This is a genomic window from Ramlibacter tataouinensis, from assembly GCF_001580455.1.
In the GTDB taxonomy this organism is placed as follows: Bacteria; Pseudomonadota; Gammaproteobacteria; order Burkholderiales; family Burkholderiaceae_C; genus Ramlibacter; species Ramlibacter tataouinensis_B.
This window is the reverse complement of the sequence record NZ_CP010951.1, coordinates 1,491,263-1,510,963: the sequence shown is the minus strand read 5'-3', so window position 1 is coordinate 1,510,963 and position 19,701 is coordinate 1,491,263. Positions and strand designations below refer to the sequence as shown.

The following is a 19,701-nucleotide window of genomic DNA, read 5'->3' as shown; positions in this document are numbered from 1 at the left end:
CTTGTCGTCAATCGCTGCCGAGCTGCAGCCGGTTGGGTTGCCTGCGCTCCACCGCCCATTTGAGCAGGGCTGCGCCGCGGTACACCGCGTGCGCGAACTTGCCGTAGGGCAGCGTGAGGAACAGGGCCAACACGGTCGCCAGGTGGATGGCCAGCAGCAGGCCCATCGCCCGCGTGTCGCGCAGGGCAAGCAGCAGCAGCCCGGTCAGGCTGGTGGCCAACAGCAGCACCATGAAGCCGCGATCCATCGCGCGCTGGCGCGGGTCGCCGTGCGACGGGTGCCGGCGCAGATGGAGCCACAGCAGTCCGGCGGGTCCGACCAGCAGCCCGATGCCGCCCGCCGTGCCGAGCAACACCGGCAGGCTGGTGACCGGATAAGGCGCGGGCTGGGCGAACACGTAGTGGTAGAGCGTCGCCACGCAGGTCGAGGCGAAGCACAGCATGAAGCCGTAGAACGTGAAGTGGTGGAACTGGCGGCGCGCGAGCGTGAACCGGTCGTCCGACTCGTTGCAGCCATCGCCGTGGCCACCGTCCAGGTAAGTCAGGGCCAGCGCGTGGCGGGCGGCCTCCGCCGCCGAGGCGCCGGACACCGCGCCGGGCGCCTGCCCGCGCCAGAAACGCATGGCGCCGATCGCAAGCGCCAGCACCGCCCAAGCGAAAGCCAGCCCGAACATCGTGATGAGAACGTTGTGCGGAAAGATGGCGTAGAAGTTGCCCGCCAGGGGTGGGTGGAACAGCGATCCACGCGCCGCCAGCAGCAGGACCAGGAACAGGGCCAGGCTGCCCGCCGTCGCCGTCGCCAGCGCGAGCGTCACGCCATTGCGCCGGTAGAGCGCGCCGAGCGGCGCCGGCCAGGCGTATTCCGCGTAGGTCTGCTGGCGCACCTGCGCCATCGCCTGCGGCACGTTCACGGCGAACTCGTGCGGCGGCGCGTATTGGCAGGCATGCAGGCAGGCCCCGCAGTTGTGGCACAGGTTGGCGAGATAGTGCGCGTCGCTCACGCTGAACTCGAGCCGGCGCGTCATCGCGGGAAAGACCGCGCAGAAGGTTTCGCAATACCGGCAGGCATTGCAGATCTGCATCTGGCGCGCGACCTCGGCGGTGGCAGCCTGTCCGTTGGCCAGGGCGACGGCGTCGCGGGTGAGCGCCTCAAGCGAGGGCATGCCGAGCCTCCTGCGTGGCGGCCTGGGCGGCTTCGTGGCCCGCGATGCGGCCGAATGCGGTGCCTATGCTCATGCCGACGCCGGCCGTGTAACCCTCGCCCAGCACGTTGCCCGCCATCATCTCGCCGGCGACGAACAGATTCTCACTGGGCTCGCCACCGAAGTGCACCCGGGCCCGAGCGTCGGTCTTGAGGCCCAGGTAGGTGAAGGTGATGCCGGGCCGCAGCGCATAGCCATAAAAGGGCGGCGTGGCTATCGGCCGTGCCCAGTGCGATTTCGGCGGCACCAGGCCTTCGGTGCGGCAATCGTCGAGGACGGTATGGTCGAAGCGGCCCACCCGGCAGGCCGCGTTGTAGCGGTTCAGCGTGTCCATGAAGGCTTGCTGGGGCAGTTCGAGCCTGGCCGCGAGTTCGGGGAGCGTGGCCGCTTTCACGCCGGGGAACACGGGCGGCATGAAGCGGCCGATCGCCTGGCGGTCGACGATGCAGAAGCCGATCTGCGCCGGCTGCAGCGCGACGAGGCGGCCCCAGATCGCGTAGCGCTTGGGCCAGAAGTCCTCGCCTTCGTCGTAGAAACGCAGACCCTCACGGTTGACCATGATCCCGAGCGACACGGCGTCCACCCGCGTGACGATGCCGCCGTCGTAAAGCGGTGCGCGGGCATCGATCGCCACGCAGTGCGCCTGGGTCGGATCGCCGATGATGTCCGCGCCCTGGCTCATCATGTGCCGGATCAGCACTCCCTGGTTGAAGCGCGTGCCGCGGATCAGGAAGTTGTCCGCCGGCCATTCGCCGCGTTCGTTGCGCCCCCAGGCCTCGCGCAGCCACTCGCGGTTGGACTCGAAGCCGCCGGCGGCGAGCACGCAGGATTTCGCCTCGATCCGCTCGCCCTTCACGACCGCGGCGACGAAGCGGCCGTCGCGCAGTTCGAGCGCATCCACGGGCGAGTCGTAGCGGATGTCGACCCCGAGCCTGGCCGCGCTGCGGTAGTAGGCGTTGACCAGGGCCTTGCCGCCGCCCATGAAAAAAGCGTTGGTCCGCGACAAGTGCAGGGTGCCCGGCAATGCAGGCTGGAAGCGCACCCCGTGGCTGCGCATCCAGGGACGGCAGGTCGAGGAGGCGCGGATCACCAGCCGCGCCAGCTCTTCGTTGGTATTGCCGCCGGTAACCTTCAGCAGGTCCTGCCAGAACTCCTCTTCGGGATAGGCGTCGACCAGCACGTCCTGCGGCTCGTCGTGCATGCAGCGCAGGTTGCGGGTGTGCTGGGAGTTGCCTCCCCGCCATTCGCGCGGCGAGGCTTCGAGCAGCAGGACGCGGGCGCCGGCCTCGCGGGCCATCAGCGCAGCGCACAGGGCGGCATTGCCGCCCCCGATCACCAGGACATCGTGCATCGCCCCGCAGATTACACCGTGGCTGGTCCGTGGACACCCCGGACGGCTGCGGAACTTCACCGTGGCGCGCCGCGCCGGCTTGTGCTTTGATCGGATGAAATCCCAAGCTGCAGGAGTGGAACGGATGAACAGACGAAAGACCCTGGCCGCTGCGGCCCTGGTGGTGGGAGCCCTGCTCGCCGCGGGCGGCGTGGCCGCGCAGGACTTTCCGCCGAAGAAGCCGGTGACCCTGCTGGTGGGCTTTGCCCCCGGCGGCGCGGCCGACTACGCCGCGCGCCTCATCGCGAAGCGGCTGACCGAGAACACCGGGCAGTCGGTGGTCGTCGAGAACAAGGCGGGCGCCGGTGGCAACATCGCGCACCAGCTCACCGCGCAGGGGCCGGCCGACGGCAGCTTGCTGCTGCTCGGATCGATCGGGCCGCTCACCATCGCGCCGCACATGATGAAGGTCGGCTACGACCCGTTCAAGGACCTGGCGCCGGTCTCCGGCGGGGTGCACTTCCCCAGCATCCTGGTCGTCAGCCAGCAATCGGGGATCAAGACACTCGCGGACTACGTCGCCGCTGCCAAGAAGGAAGCCGGCGCGGTGACCTACGCATCCACCGGGCCCGGGTCGGCCTCGCACCTGACCGGTGAGCTGTTCGCCAAGCGCGCGGGCGTCGAGATGACGCACGTCCCGTATCGCGGCGGCTCGGCGGCCATGCCCGACCTGATCGCCGGCCGCTTCACTTCCTACTTCGCGGCACCCCCGACGGCGCTGCCGCAGATCGAAGCCGGCAAGATCGTTCCGTTGGCCACCACCGGCCTGACGCGTCCCGCGAACATCCCCAACATTCCAACCGTGGCGGAGCTGGGGTTCCCGGGCTTCGAGGCGCTGAACTGGTACGCCTTCGTGGCGCCCGCCAAAACGCCCGCAAGCCTCCTCGATCGCTGGAACGCCGAGATCGTCAAGATCCTGAACGAGCCCGCCGTGCGCGAGGATCTCCTCAAGCACGGCGTGGCGCCTAATCCGACGACGCGCGACCAGCTCGCCGCGTTCATCCGCAAGGAATCCGCGCAGTGGGGCGCGATCGTCCGTGAGCGCAAGATCACGGGCGAGTGAGCCGGGAGCTAGTCGCTACTTCGCAACTGGCGAAAGCGTAGACCCACGGTCCCGGTCGGCAGGTGCGCCGGGTTCAGCACGCAGGTGCCTCGTCCCGAGCTTCCAGGCAAGATCGCTCTGCCACCAGCATGCCACGGCAACGACCATCGCCAGGACGGTCCAGACGCCATCCAGGCCCAGGAGCAGGTCTGACACCGAGTAGGCGCCAATCAGCACCAGCAGCGTCACGCTGCGGAAAATCAGCCTGGCGGTTTCGCTTCCCAATTGATCGATCTTCATGCCGTCTTTTTAGCAATGGGCGGCAACGCCGTCCTGGGACTTCTGTCCCAGCCAATGGAGGAGAACCCTCCCGCCTGCCGGACCTGCGTCAAGTCGCCTGGCCTTGCAGCGCCGTCCACTTGTGCGTGCTCGATGCCGACGCCAGCACCGCTTCGATGAAGTGCACGCCCCGCGCACCGGCTGCCACGTCGGGGTAGTCGGCCAGCAGCGGGTCGGGCACTTGCCGCCCTGCGTGCGCGCGGATGGCGGCCGCCACGCCCAGATACACGTTGGCAAAGGCCTCGATGAATCCTTCCGGGTGGCCCGGCGGTATCCGTCCGGCCAGGCGTGCGGACTCGTGCAGCCAGGGCGCGCCGCGCGTGAGCAGCCGCGGCGGACCATCGAGCGGGAAGTGGGTGAGCCGGTTCGGCTCTTCCTGCCACCACTCGATGGTGCCCAGGGTGCCCGCAACCCGCAGCCGCAACCCGTTTTCGATGCCGCTGTTGATCTGCGAAGCCACCAGAACGCCGCGGGCGCCGCCCTCGAAGCGCAGCAGCATGCTGGCGTCGTCGTCCAGCGTCCGGCCGGGCACGAACGATGTCAAGTCCGCGCACAGGCTCTCCAGCTTCAGCCCGGTGACGGTTGCCACGAGGTTTTCCGCATGCGAGCCGATGTCGCCGATCGCGCCGGCGCCGCCGGACTGCGCCGGGTCATTGCGCCAGGCGGCCTGCTTGTTGCCTTGCGCTTCCAGCCGCGTCGCCAGCCAGCCCTGGTTGTATTCGACGACCACCTTGCGGATCTCGCCCAGCTCGCCGGCGCGCACCATCTCGCGGGCCTGGCGCACCATGGGGTAGCCGCTGTAGTTGTAGGTGACGCCGAACACGGTGCCGCGCGCTTGGACTGCCGCGACCAGTTCGTCGGCCTGCGCGCCCGTGTGCACCAGGGGCTTGTCGCACACGACGTGAAAGCCCGCGTCGACGAAGGCCTTGGCCACTGGAAAGTGGATGTGGTTGGGCGCGACGATAGACACCAGGTCGATCCGGTCGCCCGAGGCGCGTTTCAGTTCGTCGGCCAGCAGGGCCGGCCAGTCGCCATGGTTGCGGTCATGCGCCAGGCCGAGTTCGCGGCCCGAGGCGCGCGCCTTGTCGGGCGTGGACGACAGTGCGCCGGCGACCAACTCGTACTGGCCGTCCAGCGCCATGGCCTGGCGGTGCACCGCGCCGATGAAGGCGCCCTGGCCGCCGCCGACCATTGCGTAGCGCAGCTTGCGTGCAGGCTGGGTCACTGCTTCTCCCGCGCGAATGCGGCGTCGAAGGCGCCGGCGGCCGGCTTGAAGTCGAGCCGGCGGCAGAAGGCCGCGCTCTCAGTCGCGCCGTGCACGCGGTCCATGCGGCTGTCTTCCCATTCCACCGACAGCGGGCCGGCGTAGCCGATGTCGTTGAGCGCGACGATGATGGCCTCGAAGTCCACCATGCCGCGGCCGACGCTGCGGAAGTCCCAGAACCGGCGCGCGTCACCGAAGCTGGTGTGGCCGCCGAACACGCCGACCGTGCCATCCCCCTTGCCCCACCAGACGTCCTTCATGTGGGCGTTGTAGATGCGGTCGGGGAAGCTGCGGATGAACTTGACGTAGTCCACGCCCTGGTAGGCGAGGTGGCTCGGGTCGAAGTTGAAGCCGAAGCGGCGATGGCCCTTGACCGCCTCGATGGCCCGCTGGGTCGAGGCGATGTCGAACGCGATCTCGGTCGGGTGCACCTCGAGCGCGAAATTGACATCCGCTTTCTCGAACACGTCGAGGATGGGCCCGAAGCGCAGGCCGAAGTCGGCGAAGCCCGCGTCCCAGAACTCCTGCGTCGTAGGTGGGAAGGCGTAGGTCGCATGCCAGATCGACGAGCCGGTGAAGCCCGTGACCGTCTTGACCCCGAACTTCGCTGCGGCCCGCGCGGTGTCCGCAAGCTCCCTGGCCGCGCGCTGCCGCACGCCCTCCGGCTCGCCGTCGCCCCATACGTGATCCGGCAGGATAGCCTGGTGGCGCGCGTCGATCAGGTCGCACACCGCCTGGCCGACCAGGTGGTTGCCGATGGCCAGCGAGGTCAGGCCGTGCTGCTTCAAAAGCGCCCATTTGTCGCGCACGTAGGCATCGCTCGCCAACGCCTCCTGCACGTTGAAGTGGTCGCCCCAGCAGGCCAGCTCCAGGCCGTCGTAGCCCATGCGCTTGGCCAGCGGGGCCAGTTCAGTCAGGGGCAGGTCCGCCCATTGGCCGGTGAAAAGAGTGACGGGTCTTGGCATGGTCGCTCCTGCAAAGGATCAAACTCCCTCTCCCGCTTGCGGGGGAGGGTTGGGGTGAGGGTGATGGCGCGCGTGCCCCTCACCCCTGTTCTCTCCCCAGAGGGGAGAGGGAGAAACCCCCTCAGAACGGAGAGTTGGGGAAGTAGAAGTCCTTCGCGTTCGCCTTCGTGATCAGCACCGATGGGACGATGTTGTTCGCGGGCAGCTTCTGGCCCTTCAGGCGCGCCTCGCCGGTCATCTTGATGGCGTCGTACATGAACTTGGGCGAGTACGACACGTTGGCCTGGATCAGCGGGTCGCTGCCGTCCATCAGCGTCTTGATCGCGCCCTTGGCTCCGGCGCCGCCGAACACCAGCTTGATGTCCTTGCGCTTGGCCTGCTCGATGGCCTTGAGCACGCCCACCGCCATGTCGTCGTCGGCGGCCCAGATGACGTCGATTTCCTTGAAGCGCGTCAGGTAGTCCTGCGTCACCTTGAAGGCGTCGTCGCGGTTCCAGTTGCCGTGCTTGGCGTCCAGCAGCTTGATGTTGGGGTAGTTCTTCATCACGGCGTTGAAGGCGTCCATGCGCTCGTTGTCGATCGTGGTCGGAATGCCGCGCAGCGCCACGATGTTGCCCTTGCCGTTCAGGAACTTGGCGATGTACTCGGCCGGGATCTTGCCGAAGGCGGTGTTGTCGCCGGACACGTACGCGTCCTGTGCGCTGGTGTCGGTCAGGCCCCGGTCGACCACAGTCACGTAGATGTTCTTGGCCTTGACCTGGGCCACGGGCTTGGTGAGCGCGGCGGACTCGAACGGGAACACCACCAGCGAGGTGATCTTGTTGACGGTGACCAGGTCCTGCAACTGGTTGGCCTGCTCCGAGGCATTGGCGGCCGTCTTCACGATCACCTGGATGTTGGGGTTGGCCTTCTCCAGGTCCTTCTTGGCCTCGTTGGCCCAATACACGGCCCCTGCCATGAAGCTGTGCGTGGCGGCAGGCATGGACACGCCCAGCACCTCTTTCTTTGCCTGTGCAAAGGCCGGCGCCATCGCCAGCATCGTCGCGGCGGCCGTGGCGGCCAGCGCCAGCCTGCGGGTCATTTTCAGCATGATGTCTCCTTGAGGGTGGATGGTGGCCTTTGCGGCCGGTGGAAGAACTCTGGCTTCATCGCCTGCCCCTTTGCAGGAAGGCGACGATGATGATCACGAAACCCTGCACCGCCGCGTTGAGGTACACGCTGATGATGCTGGTGAGGTTGAGGATGTTGCTGATGACCGAGAGCAGCACGGCGCCCACCACCGTGCCGGTCACGCTGCCCGCGCCGCCCTTGAGCGCGGTGCCGCCGACGATGACCGCCGCGATGGCCTCCAGCTCCCAGAGCAGGCCGGTCGTCGGGGAGGCGGAGCCCAGGCGCGGCACATACAGCAGGGTGGCGATCCCCACGCAGAGCCCCAGCAGCATGTACGTGATGATCTTGAACTTGTCCACGTCCACGGCGGCGTAGCGCGCCACCTGCTCGTTGGAGCCGATCGCCTGCACGTAACGGCCATAGGCCGTGCGATTGAGCACGAAGCCGCCCGCGAGCGCGACCACGGCGAACACCCAGACCGGGAAGGGTACGCCGAGCAGGCTGCCGTAGTAGACGGGGCTGTAGACATCCGCCAGCTCGTTGCCCAGCGTGATGGCGCCGCCGTTGGCGAAGTAGGTGAGGTAGGCGCGGAAGATGCCCAGCGTGCCGAGCGTCACGATGAAGGGCTCGATGCGGCCCTTGGTGATCAGCAGGCCGTGGGCCAGCCCGAACAGCGGCCCGAGCACCAGCGCGACCAGCATGCCAAGGCCGACGACCAGCACCGGCGACCCGATGGTGCCGGCGGCGTGGTTCATCACCAGGATCACGCAGCCGGCGATCAGCGCGGCCATCGAGCCGACCGACAGGTCGATGCCGCCGCTGATGATCACGAAGCACATGCCCACCGCGATGATCCCGATGAAGGCGGTGCGCGTCAGCACGTTCAGGCCGTTGTCGATGGTCGCGAATTCGGCATTGAGCAGGGTGCCCGCGACGCACAGCAGCGCCAGCCCCACGACGGGGCCGAAGCCGTGCAGCTTGCCCCACCAGGCGGCGGCGCGGCCCGGTGTGGCTTCAGCGATTGCCGGTGGCATGGGCGATGAGTTCCTCTTCGTTCAGGTCTTCGTCGGACAGGGTGGCAGTGAGTTGCCCGCTGCGCATGACGGCGACGCGGTGGCACAGGCCGATCAGCTCGACCAGCTCGGACGACACCACGATCACCGCGCGGCCTTCGCGTGCCAGCCGCTGGATCAGGAAATAGATGTCGCGCTTGGCGCCGACGTCCACGCCGCGGGTGGGCTCGTCCAGCACGACCACGCGGGGCTGCGGCTGCAGCACCTTCGCCAGCGCCAGCTTCTGCTGGTTGCCGCCGGACAGCGCCGAGGCCGGCTGGCGCGGGTCGCCGGTGCGGATGCCGAAGGACTTCAGCGATTCCGCCAGCGCCTGCAGCTCGCGCGCCGGCGACAGCACCGGCGTCGCATACGCCTTCAGGTTCATCAGCGTCAGGTTGGGCGCCAGGCCGAAGTCCACATGCAAGCCCTTGCCCTTGCGATCCTCGCTCAGGTAGGTGATGCCCTCGTTCGCGGCTTCGCGCGGGTTGCGCAGGCGCACGACCTTGCCGGCCACCGCCACCTCGCCGTGCGCGGGGCGCAGGCCCAGCAGGCCCTCGAACAATTCGGTCCGGCCGGCGCCGACCAGGCCGGCGAAGCCCAGGATCTCGCCCGGCCGCACTTCGAAGCTCACGCTTTGCGCCCAACCGGGCACCGTGAGTCCGCGCACGCGAAGGAGAGGCTCGCCTGCAGGAGCCGGTTCCTTCGCCGGATACAAGTCCGCGATCTCGCGGCCGACCATCAGGTTGGCCATGGTGTGGCGCGTGAGCGCCGCCGTGGGCTGGCGCGTGACGAAGCGGCCGTCGCGCATGACGATCACCTCGTCGGTGATGCGTTCCACTTCCTCCAGCTTGTGCGAGATGTAGAGCAGCGTGACCCCTTCGGCTTTTAGCTGCGCCATCAAGGCGAACAGCCGATCGGTCTCGCCGGGCGTCAGCGTGGCGGTGGGCTCGTCCATGATCAGCAGGCGCGCCTTGCGAACCAGCGCCTTGGCGATCTCGACCAGCTGCTTCTCGGCCACGATCAGCTGCCGCACGCGCGTGTCCGGGTCGGCGTCGAGTCCAACCTGGGCCAGGGCCTCGCGCGCCCCCTGCCGCATGGCGTCGTCGTCGAGCACCCAGCCGCGCTTCTTCTCGTGCCCCAGGTAGGTGTTCTGCGCGATCGTCAGGTCATCGGCCAGGTTGAACTCCTGGTGGATGAGGACGATGCCCTGGGCTTCCGCTTCGCGCGAGCTGCGGAACCGGCAGGGCGTCCCGTTCACCCGGATTTCGCCGCCGCCCGAGGGCTCGAGATAGCCGGCCAGCATCTTCATCAAGGTCGACTTGCCCGCGCCGTTCTCGCCGATCAGCCCGTAGACGCGGCCCGGCTCGAGCGCGAAGCTCACGCCGTGCAGCACCTCCACCGGCCCGAAGCTGTGGGTGATGTCGCGAAATTCGACCTGAAGGCTCATTCCCGCACCCCATGCAGGCGCAGCGACTCCTGCATCGCGAGCGCGCCGGCGCCCACCAGCCCGGCCTGGTTGCCCAACGGCGTGTACTGGATGTCGAGATGCCGCGTCGACAAGGCGAGCGAGCGGTGGTAGACGCTTTGGCGCACCGAGGCGAGCAGCAGCGGACCGATCTGCGTGACACCGCCGCCGATGAAGACGTGCGAGGGGTTGAAGAAGTTGACGACCGACGCCAGCATCTGCCCGATCAGGCTGCCCGAGCGCTGGATGATGGCGTTGGCCGCCGCGTCCCCGTTGCGGCTGGCCTGGCCGACCTCCATGGCCGTGAGCTTGCCGTTGGCCCGCAGCAGCTGCGCCAGCGCCGGGCTCTCGCCGGCCTGCGCCGCTTCGGTGGCCATGCGCACGATGGCCGGCGCCGCAGCCATCGCCTCGACGCAGCCGAAATTGCCGCAGTGGCAGCGCGGCCCGGCGAGGTCCACGCAGATGTGCCCCACGTCGCCGGCCGACCCGGTCGCACCGCGATAGACCTCGCCGTGGCAGACGATGCCGCAGCCGATGCCCGTGCCGATCTTGATGACCATGAAGTTCTGCAGGCTGCGCTGCAGCCGCCAGAGCTCGCCCAGGGCCATGAGGTTCACGTCGTTGTCGACAAAGACGGGCGCCGTGAAGGTCTCGCCCAGGTACTCGCGGATCGAGAAGGCGTCCCACTCGGGCATCAGCGGCGGGTTGACCAGCTGCGCGCTGGCGAAATCGACGGGACCGGGCACGCCCATCCCGATGCCGATCACTTTCTTGGGCGAGACGCCGCAGCGCGCGAGCAGTTCGCGGATCAGCTCGCGCACGCGCGCCAGGACGACGCCGGGACCGGCCCGCACGTCGGCATCCTCGGTGTGGTGGGCCAGGATGCCGAGGTCCGGCCGCATCACGGCGACATCGAGGCTGGTGGCGCCGAGGTCCACCCCGATCACCACGCCCAGGCTGCGCGCGAGCTGCAGCATTTCGGCGCGGCGGCCGCCGGACGATTGCTGGAGGCCGATCTCTTCGAGCAGGCCCTGTTCGATCAGGCCGGCCGTCAGGGCGTTGGCCTTGCTCTTGGAGAACTCCAGCCGGTCGGCGAGCGCATGGCGCGAGCTTCCCGTCGACCAGAATACGGTCCGGAGCAGGTGCATTTCTGCGCGCGAAAGCTGGTCCCAGCGGGTCACGCCGTTTGTCTCCTGCCCGGTCATGACCGCCGGGCTTGATGGGATGCTATTCGCGCTACTTTAGCCGGGCAAGGCTGATGTTTGGCCAAAAACAGGCCGAAGAGGCTGCAGAGCTGGTGCGTGTCAGCGCACCGCTTCCCACCATCGCGTCGACTTGAACTCCCGGTCGGCATCCACCCATTCGCCCAGGCGCGGCGTCACCAGCTCGATGCCGGCGCGCGTCGCTTCGTCCAGGGTGCGGCGGATCGGCTCGTCCCAGTCGTGGTAGGCGAGATTGAAGGTCGACCAGTGGACCGGGAACATGCGCTTGCCGCGCACGTCGCGGTGCACCTGCACTGCCTGCTCGGGCGGCATGTGGATGTCGACCCAGGAGGCGCCGGGTCCGTAGGCGCCGATCTTGATGAAGGCGATGTCAAAGGGACCCAGGCGCTCGCCGATGTCCTTGAAGTGCTTCGAATAGCCGGTGTCGCCGCTGTAGAAGAAGCGGTGCTGCGGGCCGATCACCGACCAGCTCGACCACAGGGTGGGGCTGCGGTGGCGCGGGTCGCGGCCCGAGTAGTGGCGCGTGGGCGTGGCTACGATCTGCACCTTGCCCAGGGTGCGCTGCTGCCACCACACCATCTCCTCGATCTGCGCGGCCGGCACGCCCCAGCGTTCCAGATGGGCGCCGATGCCCAGCGGCACATAGAAGCGGGCGCCGCGGCTGGCCAGCTGGCGCACCGCGTCCATGTCCAGGTGGTCGTAGTGGTCGTGCGAGATGAGCACCGCGTCGATGCGCGGCAGGTCGGCCAGCGCGATCGGTGGCGCATGAAAGCGCCGCGGGCCGACGGGCAGCGGCGACACCCGCTCGGCGAACACCGGGTCCAGCAGCAGGCGCAGCCCGTCGAGTTCCACGTAGGTGCTGGCATGGCCGATCCAGAACGCGCGCAGCCCGCTGGGGGCCGGCGCGGAGGCCAGCGCGGCCTTGTCGACGGCCAGCACCGGCAGCGGCGCCGGCGGCTCGCGCACCTCGTTGCCGGAGAACTGCCGGACGATGTAGTCGCCCAGCGCGGCCGTGCTGGTCGGGGTCTCCGGCTCCAGGTTGGTGAAGCGGCCGTCCTTGTACTGGGGATTGGCCAGGGCGCGGGCCAGCCGCGGGCCGGCCATGGGCGCGCCGAACTGCGGCAGCGACAACACCGTCCAGCCCGCCGCCACGAGCACCGCCACCAACGCCGCCAGGAAGACGGTCGCGCGCAGCAGCCAGCGTGCAAGACGGGATCTCATTCGTGGTGAAGTTGCTGCCGATGCCGTGGGGCACCGGCGCGCCCAGTGTGCCGCAGCCGAGGGCCTGGACTCAACCCCAACCGAGGGGCGCGAATCGGCTGGCGGGCCTAGGCGTTGCGACGCGCCACCCAGTAAACGGCACCCGCATCGCCGTAGCGCTCGGTGTGCGGGGTGCCCGCCGCCAGCTGGAAGGTGTCGCCCGGGACCAGGCGGCGCTCGACGCCGTTCTCACCGAGCCACATCTCGCCCGCGACGACGACGGCGTCGGCGTCGAAGGGATGCGTGTGCGTCTCCAGCACGGTGCCGGGCTTCCATGAGCGCTCCAGCGCCTCGTCGAAGCCACGGGCCAGGGCCTGCGCGCGGAACTCTTCGAAGGTGGGCAGCTTGTCCATGGGGCAAGTCTAGACCGCCGCTCCGGATGAGCACATCCGGTGGTCCTGTCCCGCTTGCATGGGCTTCAGCATGGGTCGAACATGTGCTGCGGCCCCTGAGGCTGCGGCTGACCTTGAAGTCCTAGGAGGTCCGATGAACGCGCAACTTTCGATGGCTGCCGGGTTGTTGGTGGCCGCAGCAGCGACAACGAGCTGGGCGCAAACGCCGCCACCGGCGGGTGCGCCGGCACCACGATCCGCCGTCGCCATGGTCCCGATGGACGGGGTGGACACGAACCGGGGCAACATGGCATGGGGATACTTGGTCGTGCGGCCGGACAGCAGCGACTTGATCGTGAAGGCAGGGAGGCCGGCTGACGTACTGGCGCCGGCGCACTTGTACACCTACGTGCAGCAGGGTTCGTGTGCCAGCCTCGGCCCGCCCGCGATCCGGGCCACGCGCCGCGTCCTGGCCTACTCCGACACGCTCGGGTTCTTGACCGTGTCGAACACCGTGCCGGGCAACCTGGACAAGCTGCGCACCGGCCCGCACGCGCTGACCGTGCGTTCCGCCCCGGCGGACGGGAACAAGCTTCTGTACTGCGGCGACCTGCGCCTGACCTGAGGCGGTTGGCGTCCGGCGATCCGGCCTTGCGCACTGGGGCGGGTACCCGGTGGGAGACGATTCGACCCACAAAAAACGACCTGAAAAGGTCTGGCCCGGCAGGTGCCCGTCCAGCTGATATAATCATGGGCTCAGCGCGGCTGTAGCTCAGTTGGATAGAGTACTTGGCTACGAACCAAGGGGTCGTGGGTTCGAATCCTGCCAGCCGCGCCAATTTCTACAGAGGGCCAGCACGTTCCACGCGTGCTGGCCCCTTTTCTTTTGCGGCTCAGCCGTAGACCACGCTGGAGCTTGGTCCAGTAGACGAAGGCACCGCCACCCCTCGCCATGAGGGGCGTCTGCTGCCCGAGCGCATTCCAGAATTTCGGGTGGCGTATGTCGCGCCTGAGGAGCATTCGTGAACGCCGTACCGGTCGGATCCACCGATGAACTGGCGCCCGGCCAGCGCAAACTGGCCTTCATCGATGGCCGCAGCATCGTCCTCTTCAACATCGACGGGCAGCTGCACGCGATCGACAACTCCTGCCCGCACAACGGGGCGTCGTTGGCCAGCGGCGAGCTCGACGGCCATCTGTTGCGCTGTCCGGCTCACGGCCTGCGCTTCGATGTGAAGACCGGCTGCATGCCGGGCGCGCCCAGCATGTGCCTCGAGACCTTCCCGGTGCAGGTCAGCGAAGGCCGCGTGCTGGTGGATCTCCGTCCGTCGTCGTAGGCCGAGGCGCGCCAATCCCCTGACATCCCGGGACGCGATTCAGGCTCCGGGGACACCGATGGTTCAGACGGGGCGCTCGTCAATCTGCTCCCGTCGCGACAACATCGGTGATCTCACTAAGTGGAACGGGCTGCGCCACGGGTCTAATCCAGGCTCAGCTAGCCCGTCCATCGACCGAGGAGCGCCCATGGGGAAATTCATCGAAAAAGCCAGGCAGGCCACGATGCTCGTGTGCGCAGCCGCGCTCCTCGCCGGATGCGCCGTGCCCCAGCACGCGAAGCCGGCCGATCCTCCGCCGTTCGATCTGCAGGGCCACCGCGGCGCACGCTGGTCGTACCCCGAAAACTCCTTGCCCGGCTTCGCCTATGCGCTGGGGGTGGGCGTCAGCACGCTCGAACTCGACATCGCGATCACCAGGGATCGCGTCCTGTTCATCTCGCACGACTCGCGCCTGAATGCCGACATCACGCGGGACGCGGACGGCAAATTCCTGGCCCACCAGGGAGCGGCGTTCGTCAGCCTGAACGCCGCCGACTTGGCGAAGTACGACGTGGGCAGGATCAAGCCCTCGTCCAACTACGCCAAGACGTTCAGCGAGCAGCAGCCGATCGACGGCACGCGCATTCCCCGGTTCGCCGAGCTCGCCGCGCTGGTGAAGAGCGCCGGCAACGAGGAGGTGCGCTTTGCCATCGAGACCAAGATCACGCCGCAGGCGCCTGCCGATACGGTCGGCCCCGAGGAATTCGCGCGGCTGGTCATCGCCGCCATTCGCCAGGCCGGGCTCGCCCGGCGCTCGTCCATCCTGTCCTTCGACTGGCGCACGCTGCAGGTCGTGCAGAAGGAAGCGCCCGAGATCCCCACCGTCTACCTGACGATGCAGCAGTCGCGTTCCATCGACAACATCATGGTGGACAACCCGGCCGGCTCGCCCTGGACGGCGGGCTTCCAGCACAAGGACTTCGGCTCGGTCCCGAAGATGATCAAGGCCGCGGGCGGCCACACCTGGTCTTGCTTCTGGCGGGACCTGACTCCGGAGCAGGTGAAGGAAGCGCAGGCGCTGGGCCTGAAAGTGCTGGCCTGGACCGTCAACGATGCGGCGCAGATGAACCGGATGATGGACATGGGCGTCAACGGGATCGTGACCGACCGGCCCGAACTGCTGCGAGCCGAGATGCAGCGCCGGGGCCTCGCGCTGCCGCGGCCCACGCCGGTTGCCTTGCCCAAAGACCTATAGGGGCTGATATCGTGAACTAGGGCCTAGCGCCCCAGTCTGCGAAGTAGATGGCTGCCGCCAAGGTCAGGCCCATGGCCGCGAGGCTCAGGGCGATCACGCCGAACAGGGTTTCGGGCGGGGCTGCAAGGATGTGCACCGCGGCATAGCCGGCAATGGCGACGATCAGCAGCCGCACGGTGCTGGCCAAGAGCGGCCACGCGAGCCGGCCGGCGCCTTGGGAGGCGAAGAACAGCGCGAGCCCGAGCCCGAAAAAGCCGTAGCAGCCGCCCACGATGCGCAGGTAGGTACTGCCCGCGGCCTGCACCGCAGCATCGGAGGTGAACAGCGTCATCCACGCCTGCGGCCAGAGCGCGGCCCAGACCCCGATCAAGCCGGTGACGGCCCACACCATGCCGGCGCCGGCCCAGGTCACGCGCTTGGCCCGCGCCGGCTGGTTGGCGCCCAGGTTGGCTGCCACCATCGCAGTGAGCGCACCACCGAAGCCGAAAGCGATGGGCACGAGGATGTATTCGAGACGCGCGGCGATGCCGTACGCGGCGACGCTCAGGCTGCCAAAGGTTGCGACGAAGGCGGTTGCGAGCGCGATCGAGCCGTTGCTCAGAATCGGGCTCATGGCGGACGGCAGCGCGATCCGCAGTACGTGCTGGAACGCCGCGCGCTCCACCTGCCAGCGCGCGCCGAGTATGCGCACGGGCTTGCCCGGGCGAGAAAGCCACGCCAGGAGGCCCACGGCCGACACGGCATTGCAGGTCACGGTGCTCGCCGCGGCACCCGCCACGCCCAGAGGTGGCAGGGGACCAGCGCCGAACACCAGCAGTGGGCACAGCGTGAGGTGCATCGCCGTGGTCGCGACCAGCGCGAGCGCCGTCGCGCCCATCTGCCCCGTGCCGCGTGCGATGCCGGCCAGCACGTTCACCGACCAGATCGCCACCGCGCCGGCGAACAGCACGCCTGCATAGCTCGCCGCCTGCGCCAGCACGCCGCCGCGGGCGCCCAGCAAGACATACGCCGCAGGACCGGAAAACAGCAACGTGAACAGCAGCGCTGCTCCGATCCCCAGCAGCAGCGCGTGCTGCGCGAGGCGCGTTGCCTGGTGTGTGTCGCCGGCACCCAGCGCGCGCGCAACCACGGAAGTCGTGCTGCCGCCGAGACCGCCCGCCGACATCTGCAACATCAACATGGCCAGCGGCAGCACCACGGCCACACCCGCCAGCGCTTCCGGTCCGAGCCGGCCGACGATGTAGCCGTCGAAGCCGATCACCACGGTATTGGCGAACAGGCCCAGCACATTGGGCGTGGCAAGACCCAGCAGGGTAGGCAAGACCGGACCGCGCAGCATGCGCTGCGTCGCGGCCGATGCGGGCAGGGCGGCGGCGCTCATGATGCTGCGAGGTAAGCGGCCTGGGCGCTCGCCAGCGACTGCTTCGTCTGGCGCGTGGTTTCGTCGGCGAGCACTTCCGCCAGCCCCGCCTCGAGGCCATCGTAGCGGGCGGCCGCATAGACGAGGCGCGCCCCTCGGGCGAGGGCCCCGCGCGCGAAGGCGAGGCCAATGCCCCGGTTGGCCCCGGTGATCAGAACGGTGGCGTTGGCGATTTGCATGGTGTTTTCCTGGTTCATATGATGTTCGTCATATTCGTGGCCGTAGGTAACTCGCGTCCTGGCAGCGCGCGTTTTGATTTAGTCGAATTGCTCCAGCAGGAAGCGGCGCACGGCCGCCAAGTGTTTGCGGCCTCGGGCGTTGTCGCCGAGCGTGCGGGCCAGCTGAAGAGCCCCTGCGAGCTGGCTCGTCACTACGGCTGCGGTGTCCGTATCGTGAGCGGGTGGCAGGCACTCTTGCACGTAGGCGACCAGGGACTGCACGCGATGCGCAGCCGCCTCTCGCACCAGGTCCGACTGCCGCGGCATCTCCGAGGCGAGGGCGGCCACAGGGCAGCCGGAATCCGGCGCCTTCAGGTGTCTATCGGAGAGGTAGCTCTCGACCAGCGCCCGGAAACGGCTCATGCCCTTGGCCTCAGCGGCCGCGATCGACTTTTGCAAACGCAGCCGGCTGTCCGCGCCGGCACGCTCCAGCGCTTCCGCCAGCAAAGCCTCGCGCGAGGGGAAGTGCGCGTAGAAGCCGCCGTGCGTCAGCCCGGCTTTTTTCATGATGTCCGCCACGCCTATGCCGTAGAAGCCTGTATCGCGCAGCGCGCGCGCGGCCGTGTCCAAGATCCGGTCGTGCGTCTGCTGCTTGCGGCTGGGGATGGCGGTTTTGGTTTCCATGGCGGCAGTCTACGCCGAAATATGATGCCCGTCATATGATAGTCGTCATACGAACAGGGTCAAGCGGAAACCTGGCTGGGTGCGCCCCTGAGCTTCAGGCGCGCAAAAGCTGCGCCTCGAGCCCGCGTCGCGGCGCCGGCGCGATGTCAGGCCCGTAGCCCAGGCGGGCCCACATCTGCACTGTTTCGTGCAGGGGTTGCGCGCCCAGCAGAGCGTGAATGGCCGCATATGGCCCGGCTTGTTCCGGATACTCCTGCAGGGCCTGCGAGAGCGGCTGCATCGCCAGACCCTGCGCGGTGGCGGCCAGCTGGGCCCGAGCGTAGGCGCGGCCGGCGTTGACTTGGGTGCGGCGGTCGTTGCCCGCCGTCACCAGCCAGAAGAAGGATGGCGTGGCCTGCAGCTTCGCGTTGAAATCCTCGATCTGTTGGCGGGTGACGCGGCTGCCGGGCGCCGGCGCGCGGCTGCGGTCGAACAGTCCGACGGCATCGGCCAGGCGCACCATCGGCTCGTTGATGGAGAGGCCGTCGCGGTGTTGCGCGATCTCGGAAGGGCCGATGCGCATCCAGCGCAGCGATTCGAGGATGGTGCGGGGCGTTTGCAGCTCGATGCGCCAGGCTTCGGCGGCGATGGCGCGGTGCCGCTGCAGTTCGGCTGGATCGCCAGCCGCGAATCCGACCCGCACGCCCGGGCCGGCAGCCTGCGCGATCGCCTGCAGCGCCGCCGCGGAAGGCTGCCGCGGCGCATAAGCCTCGCGATTGGTACGGCGGCGCGGGATCTGGGTGAAAAGCGGGTCGCGTGCGATGCCGGGCGCCTCGTGCAGGCGGATGCGCGCCACCGGCCGCTGGTCCGGCCACTCGGGGCCGAACTCGCCCTGCGGGAACAGCACGACCTCGGCTCGCTGCCCCCGTTCGCGCGCGGCCAGGTCGAGCAGCTCCAGGAAGGTGCCGTGGCTCATCATGATCTGTCGCGCCTGCGGATCGGTCTGCGGCAGCAGCCGCTGCAGATCGCAATGGAGCACGATCTCACCTGGCGTGCGCAGGTCGGCGATCCAGGATTGCAGGTTGTGCGAGTGCGGCGCCAGGATCGCGTGTGCGAGCGCCCAGCGGCGCGGGTCGGCCTCGCCGGCCCCTGGCTCGCGCCAGGCAACTGTCGCGCTCTCCGGCATCGCGCTCGAGCCGCTCGAGCAGCCGGCGGCTGCCGCGAACACCACGCCACCACCGGCAATGCGAATGAAGTTGCGACGGTCCATGATGCGCTCTCTGGAAGTGGTGAGCGGATTGTGCGAAGCAAGCCGCTTGGCCACAATTGCACAGGACGCAATATCAGCTATGCAATTGTGAATACACCCTTCGATTGGAACCTGGTGCGCTCCTTCCTGGCCGCGCTGGATCATGGCAGCCTGCTGGGGGCGGCGCGGGTGCTGGGCGCCAGCCAGCCCACCCTGGGCCGCCACATCGAGGCGCTGGAGGCGCAGCTGGGCGCGGTGCTGTTTGAGCGCACGGGGCGCGGCCTGGTGCCGACTGCCACCGCGCTGCGGCTGGCGGAATCGGCGCGCCAGATGGAAAGCGGGGCTGAGCAGCTGGCCCGACAGCTTGCGTCGGCCGACGCCGATGAAACCGGCACGGTGCGCATCAGTGCCAGCCAGCCCCTCGCCTGCTTCCTCCTGCCGGCGGTCCTGTCACAGATGAGGCTGGCGCTTCCGCAGGTGCAGGTCGAACTCGTGGCGAGCGATGCGGTGAGCAATCTCTTGCGACGCGACGCGGACATCGCCCTGCGCATGGTGCCCCCAGAACAAGCCAGCCTGGTGGCGCGGCGCATCGGCAAGGTGACCCTGGGCGCCTACGCCCACCGCGACTACCTGGCTCGGCACGGCAAGCCGCGCGAGTTGGCGGACCTGCTGCAGCACGACGTGATTGCCGGCGATCGCAACGAAGACGTCTTGTTCGGCTACCGCCAATCCGGTCTCACGGTCGGCAAGGAGGCCTTCAGCTTGCGCAGCGACGACCTCGTTGTTCAATGGCAGGCAGTGCGCGCCGGGCTGGGCGTGGGATTCATTGCCGACTTTGTGGCCGCCACCGACGCGAACGTGCTGCCGGTTCTGCCACTACTGAAGATTCCGCCGATTCCGATGTGGCTGGTGGTGCACCGTGAGATCCGCAGCAATCGCCGGATCCGCGCGGTCTACGACTTCCTGGCACGGTCGGTGCCAAGGGCCCTGTGAGCGC

The 19,701-nt window shown here is 68.4% G+C and carries 19 protein-coding genes, 1 tRNA gene and 1 pseudogene; 6 read left to right on the top strand and 15 right to left on the bottom strand.

The features are described 5' to 3' along the window. Positions 1 to 7: 7 nt before the first annotated feature. Complete coding sequence (tcuB, locus tag UC35_RS07280; RefSeq protein WP_061497603.1) at positions 8 to 1,162, bottom strand: tricarballylate utilization 4Fe-4S protein TcuB; 1,155 nt, start codon at positions 1,160 to 1,162, stop codon at positions 8 to 10. Further along, complete coding sequence (gene tcuA / locus UC35_RS07275; RefSeq protein ID WP_061497601.1) at positions 1,149 to 2,552, bottom strand: FAD-dependent tricarballylate dehydrogenase TcuA; 1,404 nt, start codon at positions 2,550 to 2,552, stop codon at positions 1,149 to 1,151. The genes tcuB and tcuA overlap by 14 nt, the downstream gene beginning before the upstream one ends. Before the next feature lie 124 nt (positions 2,553 to 2,676). Here tcuA and UC35_RS07270 point away from each other — a divergent pair, with 124 nt between their 5' ends. Further along, positions 2,677 to 3,654 (top strand): Bug family tripartite tricarboxylate transporter substrate binding protein, encoded by a 978-nt coding sequence (locus UC35_RS07270; RefSeq protein ID WP_061497599.1) that lies wholly within the window; start codon positions 2,677 to 2,679, stop codon positions 3,652 to 3,654. 15 nt (positions 3,655 to 3,669) lie between these two features. Here the strand turns inward: UC35_RS07270 and UC35_RS07265 are convergent, their stop codons facing one another. From UC35_RS07265 to UC35_RS07225, 9 genes are all read right to left on the bottom strand, one after another. Then, the gene (locus UC35_RS07265) at positions 3,670 to 3,933 is read right to left on the bottom strand and encodes a hypothetical protein (RefSeq protein WP_061497598.1); all 264 of its coding nucleotides are present in this window, start codon (positions 3,931 to 3,933) and stop codon (positions 3,670 to 3,672) included. An 88-nt stretch (positions 3,934 to 4,021) separates the two neighbouring features. Continuing rightward, positions 4,022 to 5,164, bottom strand: a complete 1,143-nt coding sequence (locus UC35_RS07260) for a Gfo/Idh/MocA family protein (protein WP_061503722.1) — start codon at positions 5,162 to 5,164, stop codon at positions 4,022 to 4,024. Between the two features lie 29 nt (positions 5,165 to 5,193). After that, positions 5,194 to 6,201, bottom strand: coding sequence for a sugar phosphate isomerase/epimerase family protein (locus tag UC35_RS07255; RefSeq protein WP_061497596.1), 1,008 nt, complete (start codon positions 6,199 to 6,201; stop codon positions 5,194 to 5,196). Between the two features lie 121 nt (positions 6,202 to 6,322). Next, a complete protein-coding gene (locus UC35_RS07250; protein WP_227820552.1) occupies positions 6,323 to 7,240 on the bottom strand; it encodes a substrate-binding domain-containing protein in 918 nt (305 codons plus the stop codon). 106 nt (positions 7,241 to 7,346) lie between these two features. Beyond that, complete coding sequence (locus UC35_RS07245; protein ID WP_061497591.1) at positions 7,347 to 8,345, bottom strand: ABC transporter permease; 999 nt, start codon at positions 8,343 to 8,345, stop codon at positions 7,347 to 7,349. Continuing rightward, on the bottom strand, positions 8,326 to 9,810 hold the full coding sequence (locus tag UC35_RS07240; protein ID WP_061497589.1) for a sugar ABC transporter ATP-binding protein: 1,485 nt from the start codon (positions 9,808 to 9,810) through the stop codon (positions 8,326 to 8,328). The genes UC35_RS07245 and UC35_RS07240 overlap by 20 nt, the downstream gene beginning before the upstream one ends. Continuing rightward, complete coding sequence (locus tag UC35_RS07235) at positions 9,807 to 10,976, bottom strand: ROK family protein (RefSeq protein WP_061503721.1); 1,170 nt, start codon at positions 10,974 to 10,976, stop codon at positions 9,807 to 9,809. Before UC35_RS07235 ends, UC35_RS07240 begins: the two co-directional genes overlap by 4 nt. A 156-nt stretch (positions 10,977 to 11,132) precedes the next feature. Then, positions 11,133 to 12,272 (bottom strand): MBL fold metallo-hydrolase, encoded by a 1,140-nt coding sequence (locus UC35_RS07230; protein WP_061497587.1) that lies wholly within the window; start codon positions 12,270 to 12,272, stop codon positions 11,133 to 11,135. Positions 12,273 to 12,379: 107 nt separating this feature from the next. Further along, complete coding sequence (locus UC35_RS07225; RefSeq protein ID WP_061497585.1) at positions 12,380 to 12,664, bottom strand: cupin domain-containing protein; 285 nt, start codon at positions 12,662 to 12,664, stop codon at positions 12,380 to 12,382. 133 nt (positions 12,665 to 12,797) lie between these two features. On the opposite strand from UC35_RS07225, the gene UC35_RS07220 reads away from it, so the two are divergent. From UC35_RS07220 to UC35_RS07205, 4 genes are all read left to right on the top strand, one after another. Then, on the top strand, positions 12,798 to 13,268 hold the full coding sequence (locus UC35_RS07220) for a hypothetical protein (RefSeq protein WP_145979372.1): 471 nt from the start codon (positions 12,798 to 12,800) through the stop codon (positions 13,266 to 13,268). 136 nt (positions 13,269 to 13,404) lie between these two features. Continuing rightward, positions 13,405 to 13,481, top strand: a tRNA-Arg gene (locus tag UC35_RS07215). A gap of 184 nt (positions 13,482 to 13,665) precedes the next feature. Next, positions 13,666 to 13,980, top strand: coding sequence for a Rieske (2Fe-2S) protein (locus tag UC35_RS07210; RefSeq protein ID WP_061497580.1), 315 nt, complete (start codon positions 13,666 to 13,668; stop codon positions 13,978 to 13,980). 187 nt (positions 13,981 to 14,167) lie between these two features. Beyond that, positions 14,168 to 15,214 carry a glycerophosphodiester phosphodiesterase gene (locus tag UC35_RS07205; protein WP_227820488.1) on the top strand — a complete coding sequence of 349 codons (1,047 nt, stop codon included), beginning with the start codon at positions 14,168 to 14,170 and terminating at the stop codon, positions 15,212 to 15,214. A gap of 16 nt (positions 15,215 to 15,230) precedes the next feature. Here UC35_RS07205 and UC35_RS07200 read toward each other — a convergent pair whose 3' ends face one another. The 4 genes and pseudogenes from UC35_RS07200 to UC35_RS07185 form a co-directional block, all read right to left on the bottom strand. Then, a complete protein-coding gene (locus UC35_RS07200; protein ID WP_061497577.1) occupies positions 15,231 to 16,595 on the bottom strand; it encodes an MATE family efflux transporter in 1,365 nt (454 codons plus the stop codon). A 104-nt stretch (positions 16,596 to 16,699) separates the two neighbouring features. Further along, positions 16,700 to 16,813, bottom strand: a pseudogene (locus UC35_RS24465) (short-chain dehydrogenase); the annotation flags it as partial. A gap of 78 nt (positions 16,814 to 16,891) precedes the next feature. Beyond that, positions 16,892 to 17,476, bottom strand: a complete 585-nt coding sequence (locus UC35_RS07190) for a TetR/AcrR family transcriptional regulator (protein WP_061497574.1) — start codon at positions 17,474 to 17,476, stop codon at positions 16,892 to 16,894. A 94-nt stretch (positions 17,477 to 17,570) separates the two neighbouring features. After that, on the bottom strand, positions 17,571 to 18,725 hold the full coding sequence (locus UC35_RS07185) for an Acg family FMN-binding oxidoreductase (RefSeq protein WP_061497571.1): 1,155 nt from the start codon (positions 18,723 to 18,725) through the stop codon (positions 17,571 to 17,573). A gap of 30 nt (positions 18,726 to 18,755) precedes the next feature. Here UC35_RS07185 and UC35_RS07180 point away from each other — a divergent pair, with 30 nt between their 5' ends. Next, on the top strand, positions 18,756 to 19,697 hold the full coding sequence (locus UC35_RS07180; protein ID WP_321572380.1) for a LysR family transcriptional regulator: 942 nt from the start codon (positions 18,756 to 18,758) through the stop codon (positions 19,695 to 19,697). Positions 19,698 to 19,701 lie beyond the last annotated feature (4 nt).